This window comes from Achromobacter denitrificans NBRC 15125 (assembly GCF_001571365.1).
Lineage (GTDB): Bacteria > Pseudomonadota > Gammaproteobacteria > Burkholderiales > Burkholderiaceae_B > Achromobacter > Achromobacter denitrificans.
On sequence record NZ_BCTQ01000012.1, the window covers coordinates 119,707 to 139,736 of the forward strand.

Annotated in this window: 19 protein-coding genes and 1 pseudogene; 15 read left to right on the plus strand and 5 right to left on the minus strand. The window is 69.2% G+C overall.

Translation table 11 applies throughout. The features are described from left to right. Window positions 1-22: 22 nt before the first annotated feature. The 11 genes and pseudogenes from mdtD to ADE01S_RS32080 form a co-directional block, all read left to right on the plus strand. On the plus strand, window positions 23-1,453 hold the full coding sequence (mdtD, locus tag ADE01S_RS12565) for a multidrug transporter subunit MdtD (protein ID WP_254916337.1): 1,431 nt from the start codon (window positions 23-25) through the stop codon (window positions 1,451-1,453). A 392-nt stretch (window positions 1,454-1,845) separates the two neighbouring features. Beyond that, window positions 1,846-2,112: a hypothetical protein gene (locus ADE01S_RS12570; protein WP_062682027.1), complete on the plus strand. Its 267-nt coding sequence runs from the start codon at window positions 1,846-1,848 to the stop codon at window positions 2,110-2,112. Further along, entirely contained in the window at window positions 2,109-3,527 is a 1,419-nt protein-coding gene (locus ADE01S_RS12575; RefSeq protein ID WP_062682028.1) for a hypothetical protein, read from the plus strand. Before ADE01S_RS12570 ends, ADE01S_RS12575 begins: the two co-directional genes overlap by 4 nt. Next, the gene (locus tag ADE01S_RS12580; protein WP_062682029.1) at window positions 3,524-4,138 is read left to right on the plus strand and encodes a hypothetical protein; all 615 of its coding nucleotides are present in this window, start codon (window positions 3,524-3,526) and stop codon (window positions 4,136-4,138) included. Before ADE01S_RS12575 ends, ADE01S_RS12580 begins: the two co-directional genes overlap by 4 nt. Before the next feature lie 29 nt (window positions 4,139-4,167). Beyond that, window positions 4,168-4,902, plus strand: a complete 735-nt coding sequence (locus tag ADE01S_RS12585; protein ID WP_242663404.1) for a hypothetical protein — start codon at window positions 4,168-4,170, stop codon at window positions 4,900-4,902. Next, the gene (gene cpaB, locus ADE01S_RS12590) at window positions 4,899-5,756 is read left to right on the plus strand and encodes a Flp pilus assembly protein CpaB (protein WP_075873303.1); all 858 of its coding nucleotides are present in this window, start codon (window positions 4,899-4,901) and stop codon (window positions 5,754-5,756) included. Before ADE01S_RS12585 ends, cpaB begins: the two co-directional genes overlap by 4 nt. After that, entirely contained in the window at window positions 5,753-7,138 is a 1,386-nt protein-coding gene (locus ADE01S_RS12595; RefSeq protein WP_062682030.1) for a type II and III secretion system protein family protein, read from the plus strand. The genes cpaB and ADE01S_RS12595 overlap by 4 nt, the downstream gene beginning before the upstream one ends. A 4-nt stretch (window positions 7,139-7,142) precedes the next feature. Next, on the plus strand, window positions 7,143-8,831 hold the full coding sequence (locus ADE01S_RS12600) for a TadA family conjugal transfer-associated ATPase (RefSeq protein WP_062682031.1): 1,689 nt from the start codon (window positions 7,143-7,145) through the stop codon (window positions 8,829-8,831). Next, window positions 8,828-9,673, plus strand: a complete 846-nt coding sequence (locus ADE01S_RS12605; RefSeq protein ID WP_062682032.1) for a type II secretion system F family protein — start codon at window positions 8,828-8,830, stop codon at window positions 9,671-9,673. The genes ADE01S_RS12600 and ADE01S_RS12605 overlap by 4 nt, the downstream gene beginning before the upstream one ends. A 12-nt stretch (window positions 9,674-9,685) precedes the next feature. Beyond that, window positions 9,686-10,558, plus strand: coding sequence for a type II secretion system F family protein (locus ADE01S_RS12610; protein WP_062682033.1), 873 nt, complete (start codon window positions 9,686-9,688; stop codon window positions 10,556-10,558). A 65-nt stretch (window positions 10,559-10,623) separates the two neighbouring features. Next, window positions 10,624-10,785, plus strand: a pseudogene (locus tag ADE01S_RS32080) (DUF192 domain-containing protein); the annotation flags it as partial. Window positions 10,786-10,794: 9 nt separating this feature from the next. Here the strand turns inward: ADE01S_RS32080 and ADE01S_RS32085 are convergent. Together ADE01S_RS32085 and ADE01S_RS12620 are read right to left on the minus strand one after the other, a co-directional pair. Further along, window positions 10,795-11,598 carry a BPSS1780 family membrane protein gene (locus ADE01S_RS32085; RefSeq protein WP_062682034.1) on the minus strand — a complete coding sequence of 268 codons (804 nt, stop codon included), beginning with the start codon at window positions 11,596-11,598 and terminating at the stop codon, window positions 10,795-10,797. Window positions 11,599-11,662: 64 nt separating this feature from the next. Next, window positions 11,663-12,631, minus strand: a complete 969-nt coding sequence (locus ADE01S_RS12620) for a homoserine kinase (RefSeq protein ID WP_062682035.1) — start codon at window positions 12,629-12,631, stop codon at window positions 11,663-11,665. A gap of 177 nt (window positions 12,632-12,808) precedes the next feature. Here ADE01S_RS12620 and dusA point away from each other — a divergent pair, with 177 nt between their 5' ends. Next, window positions 12,809-13,819, plus strand: coding sequence for a tRNA dihydrouridine(20/20a) synthase DusA (gene dusA / locus ADE01S_RS12625; protein ID WP_075873301.1), 1,011 nt, complete (start codon window positions 12,809-12,811; stop codon window positions 13,817-13,819). A 34-nt stretch (window positions 13,820-13,853) separates the two neighbouring features. Here the strand turns inward: dusA and ADE01S_RS12630 are convergent, their stop codons facing one another. After that, the gene (locus ADE01S_RS12630) at window positions 13,854-14,312 is read right to left on the minus strand and encodes a CBS domain-containing protein (protein ID WP_062682037.1); all 459 of its coding nucleotides are present in this window, start codon (window positions 14,310-14,312) and stop codon (window positions 13,854-13,856) included. Window positions 14,313-14,350: 38 nt separating this feature from the next. Then, window positions 14,351-15,661, minus strand: coding sequence for a YihY family inner membrane protein (locus ADE01S_RS12635; protein WP_062682038.1), 1,311 nt, complete (start codon window positions 15,659-15,661; stop codon window positions 14,351-14,353). Between the two features lie 17 nt (window positions 15,662-15,678). Here ADE01S_RS12635 and ADE01S_RS12640 point away from each other — a divergent pair, with 17 nt between their 5' ends. The 3 genes from ADE01S_RS12640 (at window position 15,679) to ADE01S_RS12650 (ending at window position 18,450) form a co-directional block, all read left to right on the plus strand. Beyond that, the gene (locus tag ADE01S_RS12640; protein ID WP_062682039.1) at window positions 15,679-16,050 is read left to right on the plus strand and encodes a DUF2069 domain-containing protein; all 372 of its coding nucleotides are present in this window, start codon (window positions 15,679-15,681) and stop codon (window positions 16,048-16,050) included. Then, on the plus strand, window positions 16,047-17,534 hold the full coding sequence (locus tag ADE01S_RS12645) for a protein adenylyltransferase SelO (protein WP_062682040.1): 1,488 nt from the start codon (window positions 16,047-16,049) through the stop codon (window positions 17,532-17,534). Before ADE01S_RS12640 ends, ADE01S_RS12645 begins: the two co-directional genes overlap by 4 nt. Before the next feature lie 196 nt (window positions 17,535-17,730). Further along, window positions 17,731-18,450: a response regulator transcription factor gene (locus tag ADE01S_RS12650; RefSeq protein ID WP_062682041.1), complete on the plus strand. Its 720-nt coding sequence runs from the start codon at window positions 17,731-17,733 to the stop codon at window positions 18,448-18,450. 55 nt (window positions 18,451-18,505) lie between these two features. Here the strand turns inward: ADE01S_RS12650 and ADE01S_RS12655 are convergent, their stop codons facing one another. Then, window positions 18,506-20,002, minus strand: a complete 1,497-nt coding sequence (locus ADE01S_RS12655) for a sensor histidine kinase (protein WP_242663403.1) — start codon at window positions 20,000-20,002, stop codon at window positions 18,506-18,508. Window positions 20,003-20,030: the final 28 nt, after the last annotated feature.

Genomic DNA, 20,030 nt, shown 5'->3' on the forward strand with positions numbered 1-20,030 from the left:
TCCACGGGCGGCAGGGCGGCCGCTGTCAGCGTCCCGTCGGCATGGGCGCGGTACGATGCTTGCCATGCCCAAGCCCCCTTCACAGCGCGCCCTGCTCTGGGTCGTCGCGGCCTGCTTTTTCATGCAGACGCTGGACACTACGATCGTCAATACCGCCTTGCCGGCGATGGCCCGCAGCCTGGGCGAAGAGGCGCTGGCGCTCAAGCCCGTGGTGGTGGCCTACACCTTGACCATGGCCATGCTGACGCCCGCATCGGGCTGGCTGGCCGACCGCTACGGCACGCGGCGCGTCTACCTGGCCGCGATCCTGGTCTTCGCCCTGGGTTCGGTATTCTGCGCGCTGGCGCAGACGCTGACGCAGCTCACCATCGCCCGCGTCGTGCAGGGCGTGGGCGGCTCCATGCTGTTGCCGATCGGCCGGCTGGCAGTGTTGCGCACGGTGCCGGGGGATCAGTACATCTCGGCCCTGGCCTTCGTTTCCATCGCGGGGCAGGTCGGGCCGATCTTCGGGCCGACGCTGGGCGGCCTGCTGGTGCAGGCGGCGAGCTGGCACTGGATTTTCATGATCAACGTGCCCATCGGCATCGCCGGCCTGTTCGCCGTCCGGCGCTATCTGCCCGAGGATGCCTTGAGCGACGTGGCGCCTTTCGATGTGCTGGGCTGCGGCCTGCTGTCCCTGTGCATGGTGGCTTTTTCGCTCGCGCTGGACCTGCCTGCCGGCGAAGGCCGCCTGGGCGGGTCGGCCGCGCTGTTCGCGCTGAGCGCCCTGACCGTGCTTCTCTACGTGCTGCATGCCAGGCGGCGCGAGAACCCGCTGTTCCAGCTGCGCCTGTTCGGCGAGCCCAATTTCAGCGTGGGGCTTGCGGGCAATCTGGTGTGCCGGATAGGCAGCAGCGCCGTGCCGTTCCTGTTGCCGCTGCTCCTGCAGCTGCAGCTGGGCTATACGCCCCTGCAATCCGGCCTGATGATGCTGCCCGCGGCCATCGCCGGAACGGTGTCCAAGCCCTGGATCGCGCCGCTGGTGCGCCGTTTCGGCTACGACGCGTTCCTGCTGGTGAACACGGTGCTGGTGGGCGCTTCCATCATGTCGTTCGCCGCCATCGCTCCCGGCTGGCCGCTCGGCCTGCAAGTGGCGCAACTCGCGCTTTTCGGGGCGACCAATTCCATGCAGTTCGCCGCCATGAACAGCGTCACGCTAAAGGGCCTGAACAAGCGGGACGCGGCCAGCGGCAACAGCCTGTTCTCGATGGTTCAGATGCTGGCTATCGGCCTGGGTGTCACCATAGGCGGTGGGCTGGTGGGCCTGTTTTCCGCCGAGGGCCGCGCGGCTCTGGGCTGGGCGTTCTCGCTGAGCTTTCTCTGCGTGGGCGCGATTACGCTGCTGTCGGCCTGGATCTTCCGGCGCCTGGACATGACGGGCCTGCGAGCGGCGGGCGGGAAGGCGGCTGGATAGGCCTGATTCCCGACGCGTTTGTCCGGCGGTTTCACGGGAGGTGAGAGGGCGGCTGTGGTGATGTGGCAGCACGGTTGTGCCTACGCCTCCCCCAATACCGATGCGCCGCCGCAAACGCGGTCGCACAAATGGAAGAGCGCCCCAGCTCATGGTGAGTCTGAGGCGCTCCTGCCCGGCTTCGCACGCGATGGGTGTCAGACAGCCCGGCAACTCAAATCTACTGCTGGGTGGCAGGCTGGGCAATAGGGAAAACCCTGGAATATTAGAGGGTTACAAGATTTCTGCCCGTCAATGCGACGGCGACATTTTTGCCCGCCTCGGTATCCGCGAATTGTCGCTCCCGGCGGGGAATTCGACACTGAAGCCTACTTTCACTGTGTCGGAGAGCGGATATGTCGGGGTATCGGAAACGTCAGTTGGGCCAGGGCATGACAGAGTACATCGTGGTCGTGGCGCTGGTGGCCGTGGCGGCCATTGCGGTGTATCAGTACTTTGGCCAGGTGGTGCGGTCGCAGACCGCGGCCATGGCGCGTGAACTCGCCGGGGAAGACGGCGGCAACGAAGCGCGCGCGGCGCAGCAGGCGGCGAAAAAAGCGGCCGCGCAGACCAAGGCCCGTTCGCTCAAGTCCTTTACCGGCAACGCCGCGGACGCGAAGTGAGCACGCCCGCAAGCGCGTCCTTGCATCGCCAGCATGGGCAGGCGCTGGCGCTGGGTCTGCTGATGGCGTCGGTCGCGGCCGCGTCCCTGATCGTCCTCTACAACCTGGGGCAGACCGTGGAGTCGCGGGCGCGGCTCACGCACGCCGCCGACGCCGCCGCCTACAGCGGCGCGCTGGAACAGGCGCGCGCGCTCAATGCGCTGGCCTATGTCAACCGCACGCAGATCGCTCACCAGGTCGCCATGGCGCACCTCGTCACGCTGGCGGCATCCGCGCAGTACGCGCGCACGATGCAGGCACAGCGTGCGCGCGGCAATCCGCCGGCGGGCCTGATCGCCATGCTGTTCGGGCCGGACATGGGGCTGGCCTATCAGGCGGCGCAAACCGTGCCCGGCGCCGAACAGCAGCTGGCAGCCGCATTCGGCCAGCACGACCGTATCGTCCGCCAGGTGCTGGAGGCCGCCGCGGCCGCCGCCGTCGCGGAACTTGCCGCGTCGCGCGAGCGCATCATGCGCAAGGTGCTGTCCGTCAATTTTCCGGAGGCGGTCGCCGGCAGCGCTCGCAAAGGCGCGTGGCGGCAAGGTCCGGTGCTGCGCGTGCTGTCGGACGGCTGGCCCGGCTACGTCGAACGCCGCCTCGCCACGCGCCAGGCCGGCCTTCGGCCCGCCGTCGAGCAGGCCGCGGGGCGCTACGGTTTTCTCGATAGCCGCAGCGCCACGCGCCGCAATGGTTGGATGGTCAGCCCGCGCTGCCCTTTGCATCGGCATGAACTGCGCCGCCGCGGATCCACCTGGCTCGGCCCCGACGGCCGCTGGGGTGCCCTGGACACGCAGTCCTACCATGCCCTGCGCTCGAACCGGTGGATCGGCTGCTACTACCGGGAATACGCCATGGGGTGGGGCACGGCGCAAGGCGAGAAAAGCCAGGCGCCGGAATGGGTGGATTACGTGGAGGAACCCCCTCTCGATTTCTCCCAGCAAGACTTCTGGCGTTGGGTCGAACAGTCCACCTCGTGGGATATTTTCAGCGGCGCGACCAATCCCCTGGCCAACTCCTATGCCATGGCCGGCGCGCAGCGTTGGCCCGCCGGCGGTTTACCCGCGTATCGCGAGGTCGCGCTGGCGCGTCATCGCGACCCGCTGCGTTTCGCCGTGGCGGTCAGGCTCCCCGGCGCTGCCTTGAAAACCACGGACGCGGACGGCCCGGTCGCGGGGCCCATGGGCCGTTTCAGCTATGCGGCATTGGGCCGGTCCGGCAGCGTCCACGTGATGTCGGCCGCCGAAACCTACTTCGCCAGGCCCGAGCGCCGGGCCGATGGGCAGGGCGAGCTGGCCACGCTTTTCCGGCCGTATTGGCAGGCGCGATTGTCCGCCGTTACACCGCAGGAAGCGGCCCGGGCCAAGGAGGCGCCATGAGTCCGCTCGCGTCGCGGCAGCGCGGCCAGGCCGTGGTCGAAGCGCTGCTGATGCTGCCGCTGCTCGCCGTGCTGGCATGGGCGGTGGCGCGTATCGGCGGGCTGCAATTCTCGGCCCAGGAAATGGCGCAGGTCAGCCGCAAGGCCGTGATGGCCGCCGCCTTGGGGCAGCCGCTCGAAGACCTGGCCGCGATGAAGACGGGCACGACGCTGGCCGTCGGCGCCAGGCCGCTCGCCGGGGTGGCGCCACCGCGAGTGTCCGCCTTGCAGGATGCCTGGTTCGGCGCGGGCCTGCGGCTCTTGTCGGTGGAGGCCGGCGTGGCGCGCCAGGCGGGGCCGGAGCCCTTGCGCGTCACCCGCCAGACCCACGTGGCCGGCGGCGCGGGGCATGCCTCTGGCGATGCCGACGCGCAGCGCCGCATCGCGCAGGCGCGGGAACCCTGGCGGCGGGCCGAAGCGGATTCGCTGGCCCAGGCCCGGCGCCTGGATCGTCTCATCGACAGGCTGGACGGCCCCTGGCGCCGGCCGCGGCTGTCGCTGGATTGGCTATCGGCCTGGAAAGACGTGGTGCCCGCCGACAGGCTGGGCGCGCGCGGGGAGCAACGCAAGTGAATGCATCGCCTTCATCTCTTTCATCTTCTATGCGCGCAGGCCGCGCCGGCGCGTTGCCGGGCCGGCGTGCCCGGGCCGCCGCGCAGGCAGCGCCCCTGTGGCTGACCGGCGTGCTCGCGTGCCTGGCCGGCGCGTGGCCCGGCTCGGCCTGGGGCCAGGCGCTACCTGCGTCCGGGCAGGGCCCCGTCACGCTGGCGGCGCTGCGCCTTCCTCCCGGATCCCGGCATGAGCGGTTGGGAGAAAGCGTGTGGCTGCACGGCATGCCGGCCCAGGTGCTGGTGTTCGACGCGCCCCAGGGCATCGCGGAACTGATCCGCTTTCTTTCCAACCAGCAGCCGGCGCTGGCCGACCTGAATATCCTGCCGGGCCAGGCGATCCTGTCCGGCCGGGTGGGGCACGAGCAATGGGTCGTCCAGATGGAAGCCCTGGGGCCGCGCCGCACGGTGGGCAGCGTTTCCTCGGCCAGTCCCGGAGCCTGGGCCGAGCGGCCCGGGCCGTCCTGGCTGCCCGCGGGCGGGCGGCTCAGGCTGGATATCGCCGTGCAGGACCAGGGCGCCACGGTCACGGAACGCATCTGGCAGTACGAGCTGCCGCCCGAGCGCGTGGCGCCGCGGCTGGAAGCGGGCCTGGAGCGCGACGGGTGGCGGCGCCCGCCGTCCCAGGACGGGCCGCCGTGGTGGACACGCGGGCAGGCGCGCCTGCGCATTTCCCTGGTGCCGCTGGAGGCGGGCAGCGGCTTGCTGGTCAGCGGGTGGGCGCCATGAGGGCCACGATCACCCAGGCCGCGCTGCGGCTGCGCCGAACCGGCGTGTATGCCTTGGCGTTGGCGGCCGGGCTGGTGTCCGCGTGGGCGGTGCGCGAGCATGTGCAGCAGCGGATCCAGGTGCTGGAGGCCGAGGCGCGCGTGCCCATGGTCAGTCGGCTGGTCGCCGCGTATGAATTGCCCGCGGGCACGCAACTCGACGAGTCGCATCTGGCGGTGCGCGACATCCCCGAGCAATGGGCCTCCCGCGCCAGCATCGATCCGCTGGACCTGGCGTCCGTGCTGGGCGCCACCCTGCAGGCCGATGTCGCCAACGGCGAACCCTTGCTTCGCGCCCATCTGACGTTCAACGCGCCGGCACCGGCGCTTGCATCCCGCCTGCAGGCCGGGCAGCGCGCATTGACCGTGGCCGCCTCCGACCTGGGCGGACTCGGCGAGATGCTGCGCGTGGGCGACGCCATCGACATCTACGCGAGCTTCTCGCACCGGCAGCGGGAGCTGACGGTGCCGGTGCTGCAAGGCATGCGCGTGCTGGCCGTCGGCGGCGAGGCCGCCAGCGAAGGCCGCGGCGCCGGCAACATCACGCTGGCCGCCAGCCCCGACGAAGCCATGCGCTTCGTGGCGGCGCGCCAGGCCGGCGCGCTCACGGCCTTGCTGCGCCATCGCGATGACTCGGCGGCGGTCGGTCGCAAGGCGCAGAGCGATCTCGCTTCGCTGATCGGCCTGGATCCGGAGCCCAAGGCCGCGCCGGGCGTGGCCATCCTCTACGGCGACAGGCTGGATGGGGCCGAAGGCGCCGCCTGGCGCGATGCTTCCGGCGCGCGCCTTGCAGGCATCCAAGGGGAACGGCCATGATCGCCCGCCTCGTTGCGCTGTTGCTGGCCGGCCTGGCGGCATGCCTGGCGGGCGTGTCGGCGCAGGCGGCCGAAGCGATCGAACTCCAGGTGGGCGAAACGCGGATCCTGTCGCATCCGGGCGTGCGGCGGGTGGCCATCGGCAACGGCCAGGTGCTCGGGGCGGTGGCGGCCGAAGGCCGCGAAGTGGTGGTGTTCGCTCGCGCCGAGGGCGTGTCTTCGCTGCATGTCTGGACGGGGGCGGGCCGGCCCCAGGCCTACGAACTGCGGGTCGTGCCGGCCGGCGCGCCGCGCCTGCGGGCCGAGGTGCAGGCCCTGCTGGCGCGCATTCCGGGCGCGCGCAGCGCCGAGGTGGGCGGGCGCATCCTGATCGAGGGCGACGATCTCTCCGACGACGACCGCGCCCGGATCGCGGCCCTGGCCGAACGCTATCCGGCGGTGTTGGATTTCACCGGGCAGGTGGGCTGGGACCGCATGGTGCTGCTGGACGTGCAGGTCGTTGAGATTCCCACCTCCAGGTTGAGGGAGATGGGCGTGCGCTGGGACGGCATGAGCCAGGGGGGCATCAACGCCGGCATGGCCTGGGACGCGGGGTCGTTGGGACGCGTGCGCCGCCCGGGCGAAAGCGTGATCGAAACCACCGGCCCGGCTTCCGCGGCGGCGGGCTATTTCGGCGTGAACGCGCTGCTGTCGGCCCGGATCGCCGCGCTGGCCCAGAGCGGCGAGGCCGTCATGCTGGCCCAGCCCCAGCTGTTGGCGCGCAGCGGCGCCAGCGCCACCTTCCTGGCCGGAGGAGAAGTGCCGTACGCCTCGACCGACTCTCGCGGCAATTCCACGACGCTGTTCAAGCCCTACGGTGTGTCGCTCAGGATCACGCCCCGCATCGACCGCAACGGGGTCATCCGTTCCTTGATCGAGGTGGAGGCCAGTTCGGTCGATACCTCGCTGAGCGTGCCCGGCGGCCCCGCGCTTCGTACCCGGCGCGCGTCCACCGAATTCAACGTGCGGTCGGGCAACACCCTGGTCATCGGCGGCTTTCTGTCGCGCGAGCGCGGCAGCGAGGTCGACGGGCTGCCCTGGCTGCAGGACATTCCCATCCTGGGCGCCTTGTTCTCCTCGCGCCGTTATCAATTGCGCGAAACCGAACTGGCGATATTCGTGACGCCCAAGATCATTTCGCAAGGCGAGCCGGCCATGGCGGACCGGGTGCGGCGCGGCCGCGATGCGCTGGAGGCGGCATTTCCCGAGCCTCCCCGGTTGGGGACGGCGGTGCCCGCAGCGGCTTCGGGGTGGGACCCCTACTCGGGCGCGGGCTCCCAATGGGTGGCGGGGGAGCTTCAGGGCGTGGCGCGGGATTCCGGCGCCGCGCCACACCAGGAGTGATGCCATGCTCGACATCGAAATGACATTCGAGGACGCGGCCGTGCGCCGCATGGAGGCGGCGGCGCCGCTGTTGATCGGCCGGGCGGCACACTGCGGCCTGCGTATCGCGAACTGGCGGGTGGGGCGCCAGCATGCCCGACTGCTGCGAGAGGATGCCGCTATCGTGCTGGAAGACCTGGGCACGCTGGCCGGCACCCTGGTCAATGGCGTGCGGATCGTGCGCCATGCTCCCGTCCTGCCCGATGACGACATCCTGATCGGGCCCTGCCGGCTTCGCGTGGCGTTGTCGCCGGTGGCGCTGGCTGCCGCGGAAGAGGGCGCCGAGGTTTCCCGCCCCGCCGAAACGAGCCGAACTCTGGCCGGCGCCGTCCCGCAGCCTCCGCCCGCGCCGCCACAGGCCCGGCCGCAGCAACCAAGGCTGCAAGAGCGCCGGCGGCTGCACGCCGCTTTGCTGGAAGCGCTGGACCTGCGCCGGCGCGACGTGGCCGGCATGAGCGACGGCATGTTGCGCGCCGAGGCCGAGCGCCTGCTGACCCACATCGTCGCCACCGATACCGACCTTCCTCCCGGCGCGGACCGCGCGGCGCTATGCCGCGAGGTGCTGGACGAGGCGGTCGGCCTGGGGCCGCTGGAGCCGCTGCTGGCCGCGAGCGACATCACCGAGATCATGGTCAACCGCTACGACGAGATCTACGTGGAGCGCGGCGGCAGGCTGTCGCGCCATCCGGCGGCGTTCACCAGCGAAGAGTCGGTGCGCTGGGCCATCGAGCGCATTGTCACGCCGCTGGGCCGGCGCATCGACGAAAGCTCGCCCATGGTCGATGCCCGCCTGTCCGACGGCTCTCGCGTGCACGCCATCATTCCGCCCGTCGCGATGAAGGGCGCCAGCCTCACCATACGCAAATTCCCGCGGCAGCGTCCCGGCATGGCGGACCTGATCGCCGCGGGCTCGCTGAGCGGCGCCATGGCGCAATTCCTGGCGCTGTGCGTGCGCGCGCGCAAGAACCTGGTGGTGTCCGGCGGAACGGGGTCCGGCAAGACGACGCTGCTGAACATCCTGTCCAACGAGATCCCGGACGGCGAGCGCGTCGTCACCATCGAGGACGCCGCCGAGCTCTGCCTGAGCCACGATCATCTGGTGGCGCTGGAAGCACGCCCCGCCAACCAGGAAGGCCGCGGGCGCATCGATATCCGCGAACTCGTGCGCAACGCGCTGCGCATGCGGCCGGATCGGATCGTCGTGGGCGAGTGCCGCGGGGCCGAGGCGTTCGATATGCTGACCGCCATGAATACGGGGCATGAGGGGTCCCTGACCACCTTGCATGCCAATTCCCCGCGCGATGCGCTCGGGCGGCTGGAGTCCATGATCCTGATGGCCGGGCTGGACCTGCCGCTGACGGCCGTGCGCGAACACATCGCCGCCAGCGTGGACATCGTTGTGCAGCAGGCGCGGCTGGCGCACGGGCAGCGCGTGGTGACGTCGATCGCCGAGGTCACGGGCATGGAAAGCGGGCGCATACAGCTGCAGGACCTGTTCCGGCACGACCGCCATCGAGGCTTCGCGGGCTGCGGAGCCCTGCCGGGTTTTGCTCGGGAATGGGCGGATGCCGGGGTTGAATTCGACCCGTCCTGGTTCTCCGACGCGGCCGGCCGCGAGGCCGGCGCGTCGGTCTTCACCCAGGGGGCGCCATGATCTGGCTGGCGGCGGGCGGCGCCATGGTCTGCGTGGTGGTGCTGGCGTGGCGCGCGCAAAGCTGGTTCGCGCCCGCGTTGCGGCGCTACCGGGAGGTCTATACGCAGGAGGCGGGCCTGCGGCTGAGCGAGGTGTTCCTGTTCATCGATCCGGCCCAGCTGTGGGCGGGCGCGGTGGCCTGCGCGGCGCTGGCGGCCGCCTTGGCTTTTTCGATCACGGCCAGCGCCATGGCTGCCGGGCTGGCGGCGGCCCTGGCTTCGCGGGTGCCCCGCGCGCTCGTGGACGCGCTGCGGCGTCGGCGCGCGCGCCGTTTCGAGCAGCAGCTGCCGATGGCGTTGCTGATGCTGGCGTCCGCGCTGCGGGCCGGCGTGGCGCTGGCAACGGGGCTGCGCCACGTCGTCGAGCAGAGCGGCGCGCCGCTGGCCCAGGAATTCGGCCTGATGCTGCGCGAGCAGCGCATGGGCGTGCCCTGGGATGCCGCGCTGGAAAACCTGCACGGCCGCATGCCCGCCGACTCGACCTCGCTGGTGGTGGCGGCCATGCGCATCGCCGCGCAGACGGGCGGCAATCTTGCCGAGGCGCTGGAGAGCATCGCCCACACCTTGCGCGCGCGGCTGCAACTGCAGGCCAAGCTGCTGGCGCTGACGTCGCAAGGCCGCCTGCAGGCCTGGATCGTGGGCGCGCTGCCCCTGCTGCTGCTTGCCGTGCTGGATCGCCTGGAACCCGACATCATGGGTTTGCTGTGGGGCACGCCCATGGGATGGGGCGTGCTGGCCATTGTGGGCGTGCTGGAAGTGGCCGGGGTGCTGCTGATCCGGCGCATCATCCGGATCGATATCTGAGGGGGGGCCGGCATGTGGCTGCATCTGGGTTGGTTGAGCGCGGGTATCGGCGCAGGCTGGCTGGCATGGGTCATCCTGCAGCCGCTGTTGCTGGAAAACCGCGGAGCGTCCGCCGCGCTGCCCTGGTGGTGGCGCGCGGCCTGGCCGTGGGTCTCGGCCGTGGCGCCGCTGGCCGGTTCCCTGTGCACCTGGCGCTGGCGCTTGCGGCTCACGCGCGCCATCGAGCAGGCGGCCTTGCCCGCGGGCATCGGCTATGCCCACCTGGCGGCGCTGTGTTGGAGCGCGACGGTGGCGGCGGGCGGAGCGACGGCCGCCGGCGCCATCGCTTTGACGCAGGCCGGTCCGTGGGAATGGGGGCCTTGGGCCGCGGCGGCCGGGCTGGCGGCGGCCGCCGCGCCCGGCCTCTGGCTACGGGATCTCGGCAGGCGGCGGCGCCGCGGCATCGAGCGCGACCTGCCTTTCGTGTTCGACATGATGACCTTGTGCGTGGAGGCGGGCCTGAGCGTGCAGGGGGCGTTGCAGCTGGCGGCGCAGAGCGGGCCGCCCGGCGCGCTGCGCGAGGCGCTGGGAGACGCCCTGGCGGAGATGCGGGCAGGGGTGTCGCGCAGCGCGGCGATCAAGGCCCTGGCGGAACGCAGCAACAGCCCGCTGGCCCGCAACTGGGCGGCCGCCCTGGCGCAGGCGGACGCCTTGGGGATCAGCCTGGGGCCGGTGCTGCGGGCGCAGGCGGCGCAATGCCGCAGCGACCGGCACCTGCGCGCCGAGCAACTGGCCATGCAGGCCCCCGTGAAAATGCTCCTGCCCCTGATCGGCTGCATTTTCCCGTGCACCTTCATCGTGCTGGCCTTCCCGATCGCGGTCCAGTTGTTGCAGAGCGCGCAATGAGCCGCCCCTCGGCCTTGCCGCGCGGCCGCCTGAGGCTGTTGAGGGTCACGGGGTGGCGCGGCCGGATGCGGGGCCTGCTGGGCCGGCCCCCGCCGGGGCCGCGCTCGGGCATTTTGTTGGCCCCTTGCGCGGGCGTGCATACCTTCGGCATGCGCTACGCCATCGACGTGGCGTTCGTGTCGCGGACAGGAAGGGTGGTGGCGGTGCGCCGGGCGTTGCCGCCCTGGCGGGTGGCGTTACGCCTGGGCGCCGTTGCCGTCGTCGAGATGCGCGCCGGCGTTCTCGATGCCGAATACGGAGGTGTACGCGGGATAGAAGCTGCAATACAGTACGCCGCCCGCCGCGATGTTGAACGGGATCTGCAGCGTGCCCGCCAGCTGGGGCGACAGGCCGATGGCCACCAGCAAGCCGGCGCAGAGGTCGATGAACAGGAACACCATGACCCAGGTGGCGCCGTAGACCATGAACGGCACCTTGTTGCGCCAGCACGCGATCCCCGAGAAGAACAGCGCCTGGACCAGGCGCAGCCCGTGCCAGGCCACCAGGACCGGCGCGTGCCAGAAGAGCGCCGCGATCACGACGTAGATGATGGCGAATAGCGTCAGCGGGACGGCCATGGCCGACAGGATCGGCTCCATGCTCTTTTCGACCGAGGCGATGCGCATGCCCTCGACCATCGCGTCGGTGAAGGGCAGGAAAATGACCAGGCCCGCCACCATGCACAGCGCGGCATACAGCAGGCCCATCAGGAACAGCTTCCTGAAGACGCCGGGCTGCTTGAGCGGCTTGGCCCACATCGAGGGCAGCATGACGCGGTCTGCTTCGACGTGCTTGCACGCGGACAGAGTCATCAGCGTGATGATGGGCATCAGCGCCACGACCAGGATGGGCCCGACGGGCGGCGTCGCAGTGGCGAAAATGACCAGGAGGCTGATGGCCATGGCCCAGGTGAACATGGCCAGGGGTTGCTTGCGGAACAGACGGAAGCCGTCTCGAACCCAGTGCCAGCCGGATGCCGCGGGTAGGAATGCTGCTTGCATGGCTCTCTAGAAGGGGGAATCTCTCAAAAAGGGACGCTGTACGCCATTATGGGGGGCACGACCGTTACGGCAATATGGGCAGGCCCGGGCGGTGGCGCGCCTGCAACACTCTTTCGAAGTGCCTCGGATCGTGCGGCTTGAGCGTTTGCGCCGGCCGGGGCAGGAAAAAGTCGTACAGGCGCGAAATCCAGAAACGCAGCGCGGCCGCGCGCAGCATCAGGGGCCAGGCCTCGCGCTCGGCATCGGTGAAGGGCCGTTCGGCGGCGTAGGCGCGCAGCCACGATTCCACCAATTCGGGGACGAACTCACCCGTGTCCCGCTCGATGCACCAGTCGTTGACGCTGACGGCCACGTCGAACAGCCACGTGTCGCAGCCGGCGAAGTAGAAGTCGATGATGCCGCCCATGAGCGGATCCTCGAACGTGCCGGCAAACAGCACGTTGTCCCGGAAAAGGTCGCAATGGGCCGGACCGCTCTGCAGCGCCTGCCAGGTCGGCGTGGCCGCGGCGGCCTCCTGCGCGGCCAGCTCCGTGCTCAGCAGCTCGGCCTGGGCCGGTTTCAGGAAGGGCATGACCTTGGGCGCGGTTTCCCGCCACCATGGCAGTCCGCGCAAATTGGGCTGGCGCAGCGGGAAATCCTGGGCGGCCAGGTGGGCGCGGGCAAGCGTGGCGCCGGCCAGGGCGCAGTGGGCCGCGCCGGGGGCGGGCTCGTAGCCGCCCGGCAGGCGTGAAACGATCGCGCAGGGCTTGCCGTGCAGGGTGGTCAGGCGCGTGCCGTCGCGCAGGGTCTGGGGGCGAGGCACCGGAATGCCCCGCTCCGCCAGGTGATACATCAGCTCGATGTAGAACGGTAGCTGGGCTTGCGTCAGCACCTCGAACAGCGTCAGCACATACTCGCCGCGGGTCGTGTAGAGAAAATAGTTGGTGTTCTCGATACCCGCCGTAATCCCGCGCAGCGAGACGAACTCGCCCAGGTCGAAATGCGCCAGGAGGGCGCGCGCGTCATCGTCGGATACGGGAGTGAATACGGCCATTGATATGCGGGAGTAAGGGGTTAACGGTCGTTCGGACATGCCTGTGCGGCGGCGCAATTTTAGACCACATGGCGGGCAGGCCTTTCCGCCGGCCGGAGGGCGGACGGATCGGCCCGCCGGACATAATCCCGCCAAGCACCGTAAAATACCGCATCCCCTTGTTTTGTAGAGTGATTCTTGGACTCCCCCGACTGGCGGCTGTGCGTCGCCCCGATGATTGATGTGACCGATCGCCACTGCCGATATTTCCATCGGCTGCTGGCGCCGCGCGCGCGCCTGTACACCGAAATGATCACCACCGGCGCGCTGCTGTACGGCAACGTCGAGCGCCACCTGGACTTCGACGAGGCCGAGCATCCCGTGGCCTTGCAGCTGGGCGGCAGCGAGCCCGATGCGCTGGCCCGGTCGGCCAAGCTGGGCAAGCAGTGGGGTTACGACGAGATCAACCTGAACTGCGGCTGCCCCTCGGAGCGCGTGCAGAAGGGGGCGTTCGGCGCCTGCCTGATGGCCGAGCCCGCGCTGGTGGCGGACTGCATGAAAGCCATGCAGGACGCCGTGGATATTCCCGTCACCGTCAAGCACCGGCTGGGGCTGGATTACGACGAATCCTACGAGTTCGTGCGGGATTTCGTCGGCAAGATCTACGACACCGGCTGCCGGGTCTTCATCGCCCATGCCCGCAACGCGGTGCTCAAGGGCCTCTCGCCCAAGGACAACCGCGAGATCCCGCCGCTGCGCTACGACGTGGTCCGGCAGCTCAAGCGCGATTTCCCGGATTGCACCTTCGTGCTGAACGGCGGCCTGGCCGATGCCGAGCAATCGGTGCGCGCCGCGGGCGATTTCGATGGCGTCATGCTGGGCCGCGCCGCGTGGCACACGCCGCGCGTGCTGTCCGAGATTTCCCTGCAGCTGTGGCCGTTGTTGCGGCTGCCCAGCGATGCGCAAGTCGTGGACGCCATGACCGAATACGCCGCGCGCCAGGTGGCGCGGGGCGTGCCCCTGCGGGTGATGACGCGGCCCATGCTGGGCCTGGTGAATGGGCAATCGGGCGCGCGCCGCTGGCGCCGCATGTTGTCCGATCCGGCCTTGCTGGCGGCGAACAAGCCCGAACTCATCTATGAAGCGTGGCGCAGCCAGCGGCATGCGCCCGATGTGCGCGGCGCCGCGTGCGAGGCGGCGCCGGCGTAAGCAGGGCGGGCGGCGGGCGCCGCCCGCGGGCCCGTCAGGACTGGGCCGATTCGGCGCTTTCGGTCGGCCAGTCGCGGATATAGGCCTTCAGCATATTGTTTTCGAATTGCTGGGCGGCCACGATGGCCTGGGCCATGTCGTAGAAGGAAATCACGCCCATCAAGGTGGGGCCGTCCATGACGGGGATGTAGCGCGCGTGCTTTTCGAGCATCAGGCGCTGGACTTCCTCGGCGCTCGTATTGGGCGAGACGCTGACGGGCGCGTCGTCCATGATCGAGCGGATGGTGGTTTCGCCGGCGCCGCCATGCGCGTGCATGTGGCGGATGATCTCGCGGAACGTGAGCATGCCGGTCAGCGTGCCGAATTCCATGATCACGAGCGAGCCGATGTCCTGCTCGCTCATCGTCTGCACGGCCTGGGACACAGGCATGTCGGGCGACGCCGTATAGAGCGTATCGCCCTTGACGCGCAAAATCTCGCTGACCTTCAACATCGGTTCCTCCTGGGCGGACTACGCCCGTATGCTATTTGCTATTTCTTGTTCGCTTCCAATTGCAGTATCGGAGCGATTCCATTTTCAGTATTTTGCGCTTCTCCGCAGACTTCTTCCAGCGTGGGCGTATTTTGCTGGGAAATCACGGCGGAGGCGACCCGCAGTATTTCCGGATCGTTGCGGACCCGGGACTGCGTCCGGTCCAGCAGGAAATGGTCCACGACGGGCGCCATCGAGGTCTGGCGGGCATCGCAGGTAAGCACCCAATTGTCTTCGGGCGTGCGCGTGGCCAGCCCCATGCCGCTCAGCGTTTCCAGCACTTCGTTCAATTCGTCCTGGTGCAGCCGCAATTGCGCGGCGAGCACGTTGGCCGGCAAGCCGGGCGGGGTGGCGGCCTGCGCCTTGCGCAAGGCGCGCAGGGCGTCCAGCGCGTCCACGAAGGGGGCGCCCGGGTAGCGGTTGATTTCCCAGCGGCCCAGCCGGATCAGCGGCGCGCTGGAGGCGAGCGTCGCGCCCAGCAGCACGGCCAGCCACGACAGGTAGATCCAGAGCAGGAAGATGGGCAGGGTGGCGAAGGCGCCGTAAATGACCGTGTAGGTGGGAAAGCGCGTCAGGTAGTAGGCGAAGGCCGACTTCATGATTTCCAGCGCGATGGCGGTCACGCAGCCGCCCATCAGCGCGTCGCGCCACAGGACCTTGCGGTTCGGGACCATCACGAACAGCGCGGCAAAGCCCAGCGCGGTCAGGACCAGGGGAATGAAGGACACGGCCACGCTGAGGACTTCCGGCACGTCCCGCACCAGCCCCAGCGACTCGCGCGCCACGAAGGACGTGGCCCACAGGCTGGCGCCGGCCACGACCGGTCCCAGCGTGATGAGCGCCCAGTACACCAGCGCGCGTTGGCGCAGCGGGCGCTGGCGCGACACGTGCCAGATGTCGTTGAACGCCTTGTCGATCGTCATGATCAGCAATAGCGACGTAACCAGCAGGAACGCGCCGCCGATGGCGGTCAGGCGCGAGGCCTGGCGCGCGAACTGGTTCAGGTAGTCCATGATGTTGTCCGACACGGACGGGGGCATCAGGCTGTTGGTCAGAAAATCCTCAAGGGCGACGCGGAATTCCTGGAATACGGGAAAAGCGGTGAAGAGCGACAGCACCACGGCCAGCATGGGCACGATGGCCAGCACGGTCGTGAAGGTGAGGCTGGAGGCGACCTGGAGCAGTTTTTCTTCGCCGGCGCGTTCCGCCGTGAAACGGATGACGCGTCCAGCCCTCGCGCCCCATGAAGAGCGCGATGTCGAGGACTCGGGGGCCGCCGGCGCAGCGGCGGGCTCGGCGGGGCGATTCATCAGGCGATAATAGCAGCATGAACCCTGAACTCAACCCCCGCTTGCGCCTGCTGGCCTCGGTTTCGCTTTTTGCCCTGATCGTGCTTTGCGTTACCTGGGAGACCCTGGTGGCGCCAGTGCGGCCGGGCGGTTCGTGGATGCTGCTGAAGGCCTTGCCGCTGGCGTTCCCGCTGCGCGGCATCCTGCGCGGCAATCTCTACACCTATCAATGGGCGTCCATGCTGTCGCTGCTGTACCTGATGGAAGGGGCGGTGCGCGCGATGTCCGACCCGGCCCCCTTGTCCGTCGCCATGGCCTGGGGCGAGATCCTGCTGTCCACGGTGTTCTTCCTGAGCGCCATTTTCTATGTGCGTCCCGCCAAGCGGGCCGCCAGGAGGCAACGCGCATGAGCGCCCATTCGCTGTCCCAGCTCCGCGCGGTCAATTCCTTCGCGGCCCTGCCGGCTGCGTTCTACACCCGTCTCGCGCCCCAGGGCCTGAACAATCCGCGCCTGCTGCATGCCAATGCCGATGCGGCGCGCCTCATCGGGCTGGATCCTTCCGTTCTGTCCACGCCCGAATTCCTGCGCGTTTTCTCCGGCGCCGAGCCCCTGCCGGGCGGCGATACCCTGGCGGCGGTCTACAGCGGCCACCAGTTCGGCGTCTGGGCCGGCCAGCTGGGCGACGGGCGAGCCCACCTGCTGGGCGAGGTGGAAGGGCCGGAGGGCAGCTGGGAACTGCAGCTCAAAGGGGCCGGCATGACGCCGTATTCCCGGATGGGCGACGGCCGCGCGGTCTTGCGGTCTTCGGTGCGCGAATACCTGGCGAGCGAGGCCATGCACGGCCTGGGCGTGCCTACGACGCGCGCGCTGGCGCTGGTGGTTTCCGACGATCCCGTCATGCGCGAAACCGTGGAAACGGCCGCCATCGTGACGCGCATGTCGCCCAGCTTCGTGCGCTTCGGCTCGTTCGAGCACTGGTCGTCGCGCCGCCAGCCCGAGTTGCTGCGCACCCTGACGGACTACGTCATCGACCGCTATTACCCCGAATGCCGCGCGACGGCGGGCGGCGAACGCCAGGACGACAACGCCGCCGTGCTGAATCTGCTGCGCGCGGTCACGCGTCGCACCGCCCTGCTGATGGCCGATTGGCAGGCGGTCGGTTTCTGCCACGGGGTGATGAACACGGACAATGTGTCCATCCTGGGGCTGACGCTGGACTACGGCCCCTATGGCTTCATGGACGGCTTCCGTCTGGCGCACGTTTGCAACCATTCCGACTCGGAAGGGCGCTATTCGTGGAATCGCCAGCCGTCGGTGGCGCTGTGGAACCTGTATCGCCTGGGCGGCAGCCTGCATGCGCTGGTGCCGGACGTCGACGGCCTGCGGGCCGTGCTGGACGAGTTCGAGCCGGTGTTCACGCGCGCCTTCCACGACAAGATGGGCGCCAAGCTGGGCCTGGCCGCCTGGCGGCCCGACGACGAGCCGCTGCTGGATGATCTGCTCAAGCTGATGGACGCCAACCAGGCCGACTTCACCTTGACCTGGAGACGCCTGGCCGATGCGGTATCGGGGGCGCGTAGCGCCTTCGAGGACCTGTTCATCGATCGTCCGGCCGCCGCCGCGTGGCTGGACCGGCTGCTGGCCCGCCATGCGCAGGACGGCCGCCCCGTGGCTGAAGTGGCCGCGGGCATGAACCGCGTCAATCCGCTTTATGTGTTGCGCAATCATTTGGCGGAAGAGGCGATCCGCGCGGCAAAATCGGGCGATGCCGGTGAAATCGACACCTTATTGAAACTGCTGCGCAATCCCTATGAGGCGCAGCCCGGCCATGAACGGTATGCCGGATTGCCGCCGGATTGGGCCGGAAGCCTCGAAGTCAGCTGTTCATCCTGAGTATTGCGCGTCGCGCGGAACGCATTTTCGCGGGGGTTACGCGAAAATAACGATTTGGAAAAGGAATATCGCAGTTTTTTTCACTGCAATCATTCGTTTCCATTGTAAAAGTCGTAAGATTGTCGCCAACGGGACACTCCGGGGCCGGGCGGCCGCGGGGCTTTGACGATACTTCAATACAAAAAGCACTCTAAATATGGCTGGCGCAGATGGTTTGCTGTGTATCGGTCTGCTTGAGGATGACGCCGATTTCCGGGAGGAATTGGCGTTAGGCTTGGGTGGCTATGGTTTCCGGGTGGCATTTGCCTGTGATAATGCGGCGGCGTTTTATCGCCGGCTGCAGGAGCAGCCGTGCGATATCGTCATTCTTGACGCGCATCTTCCCGGGGAAGACGGTTTTTCCGTGGCCACTCGCCTGCGTGCCCTGAGCCCGGTGGGCATCGTCATGCTGACGGGGCGCAGCGCGCTGGAAGACCGGGTGCGCGGCCTGGAAGGCGGCGCCGACGTCTACATGACCAAGCCGGTGGACCTGCTGGAACTCAGTTCGGTCATCCGCAGCCTGGCCCGGCGGATGCGCCTGGCCAAGGCCCCGCGTCCGGCGGACGCGGAAACGCGCGCCTCGGCCGACAGCTCGTGGTCCTTGCAGGACGGGGGCTGGATTCTGGTGGCGCCGGACGGAGCCTCCTTGCATCTGAGCGCCCAGGAACGCACTTTCCTGATTGCGCTGATGGACGCCGCCGGAAGCGCGGTCAGCCGCCAGGTGCTGGCGGAGTTGTTCTTGCCCGACAGCCCGGGCGGTTTCGAATTGCGCCGTATCGACGTGCTGGTCAGCCGCCTGCGCGCCAAGGCGCAAAGCGCCGGCCTCAAGCTGCCGGTATTGTCGGTGCGCGGCCAGGGCTACGTTTTCGCCGCCTGAATTCGAGCCCTGGATTCGCGGCTTGAAATTCGCCGCCCGAGCCTGCCGCCGGCCTTCAGGCCGCCGGCGCGCCTGAGGGCAGCGTGACCACAAAACGCGTGCCCACGCCGACCTGGCTCTGCATCGTCAATGAACCGCCCTGGTTCTGGCAGATGCGGCGGGCCAGGTAGAGGCCGATCCCCATACCCTGCGTTTCGCGGTGCGCGGCGCGCCGGAAGTGCGGTTCGAAAATCCTTGCCTGTTCCTCTTCCCCGATACCCGGGCCCCGGTCGGTGACGGCCACCCACGCCATCGGCGCATCGCCCGCGCGCCCGTGGCCGGTCTCGATGCGCACGGGTTGGTTGGCCGGGGAGTATTTGATCGCGTTGTGGATCAGGTTGCGCACCACCACGCTGGTCAGGGGGCGGTCGCAAAACACCGGCAGCGGCCCGTCGGCCTGCAGGATCAACGCATGGGCGGTGTCCGGCTTCATCGAGGCGACGACGTCGCGGGCCAGTTCGGCCAGGTCGGTCTGCTCGCCACGGGGCATCCAGGCCTGTTCGCCCAGCCTGTCCTGGTTCAGCAGTTGGTCCATGAGCTCGGTCATCCGGGAGACCGAACGGTGGATCCGCGCCAGCCGGTTGCCCACGGCATCGCCGCCGTCGGAAAGAATCATGTCCAGCGACTGCGCGGCCGCGCTGACGGTGGCCAGCGGCGCGCGCAGCTCGTGCGAAATCAGCGCGTTCATCTGGCGTTGCGTATCCAGCGCGCCGGCCAGCTCGGCCAGCCTCAGCTCACCCTGGGCAAGATGTTCCGCGTCGGCGGCGTGCGCGTCCTGGGCCGCCTCGGCGCGGGCGGGCGCCTGCCCGCGGATGGCCAGGAGCAGCAGGGCGCCCGCCACCAGCAGCAGCCGCGCAAGCTCGAAGCCCATGCCCGCGCCATCGCCGCCCGCGGGCCGCAAGGCGTCGTGGCCGAGCACCCAGGCTGAAGCCGTGTAAGCCAGGGTCGCGGTGAGCACTGCCGCGTAGACGGGTGTTCCGCGCGCCGCGCGCGACAGGAACCAGGCGGCAAGCGCAAGGCTGGCGAGGGCGCCGACGCCCGCGATCGCGGCGGGGAGCATGGCGTTGGCCGGCTCGTAGACGAAGATCAGGGCCAGGGCCGCGGCGACGGCCAGCGCGATGCTGCCCCAACGGCAGGCGGCCGCCAGCCGGGCGGCGGAGGGCGAGCCCGACAGGAGGGGAACGGCGAGCGCGAGCAGGGCGCCCAGGGAGCCGGCTTGCAGCGCCGCGGCGGGAAGCAGGGAGGGCGTGGCGCGGAAAACGCCTTCGATTAGCATGAACGCCAGCCCGGTGCCGTGGATGGCGTTGCGCGTGGCAGCCCAGCAGACGGCGCAGGCCAGGGCGCAGGCCGCCGCCACGCCGGCGGTCAGGCCCAGGTTGATGTCTTCGTAGGCGGTGCCTGGCGCGTAGGCCAGGGCGGCGACGGGAACGAGCAGGGAATACAGGAGTATCCCCAGCCGCGGCAGGAGCGTTTGCCGTCCAGTGTCCGGGCGGCGGGCGCGCCAGTGGCGCAATGGCCCGCGGATGCGAAGAGAAATTCCT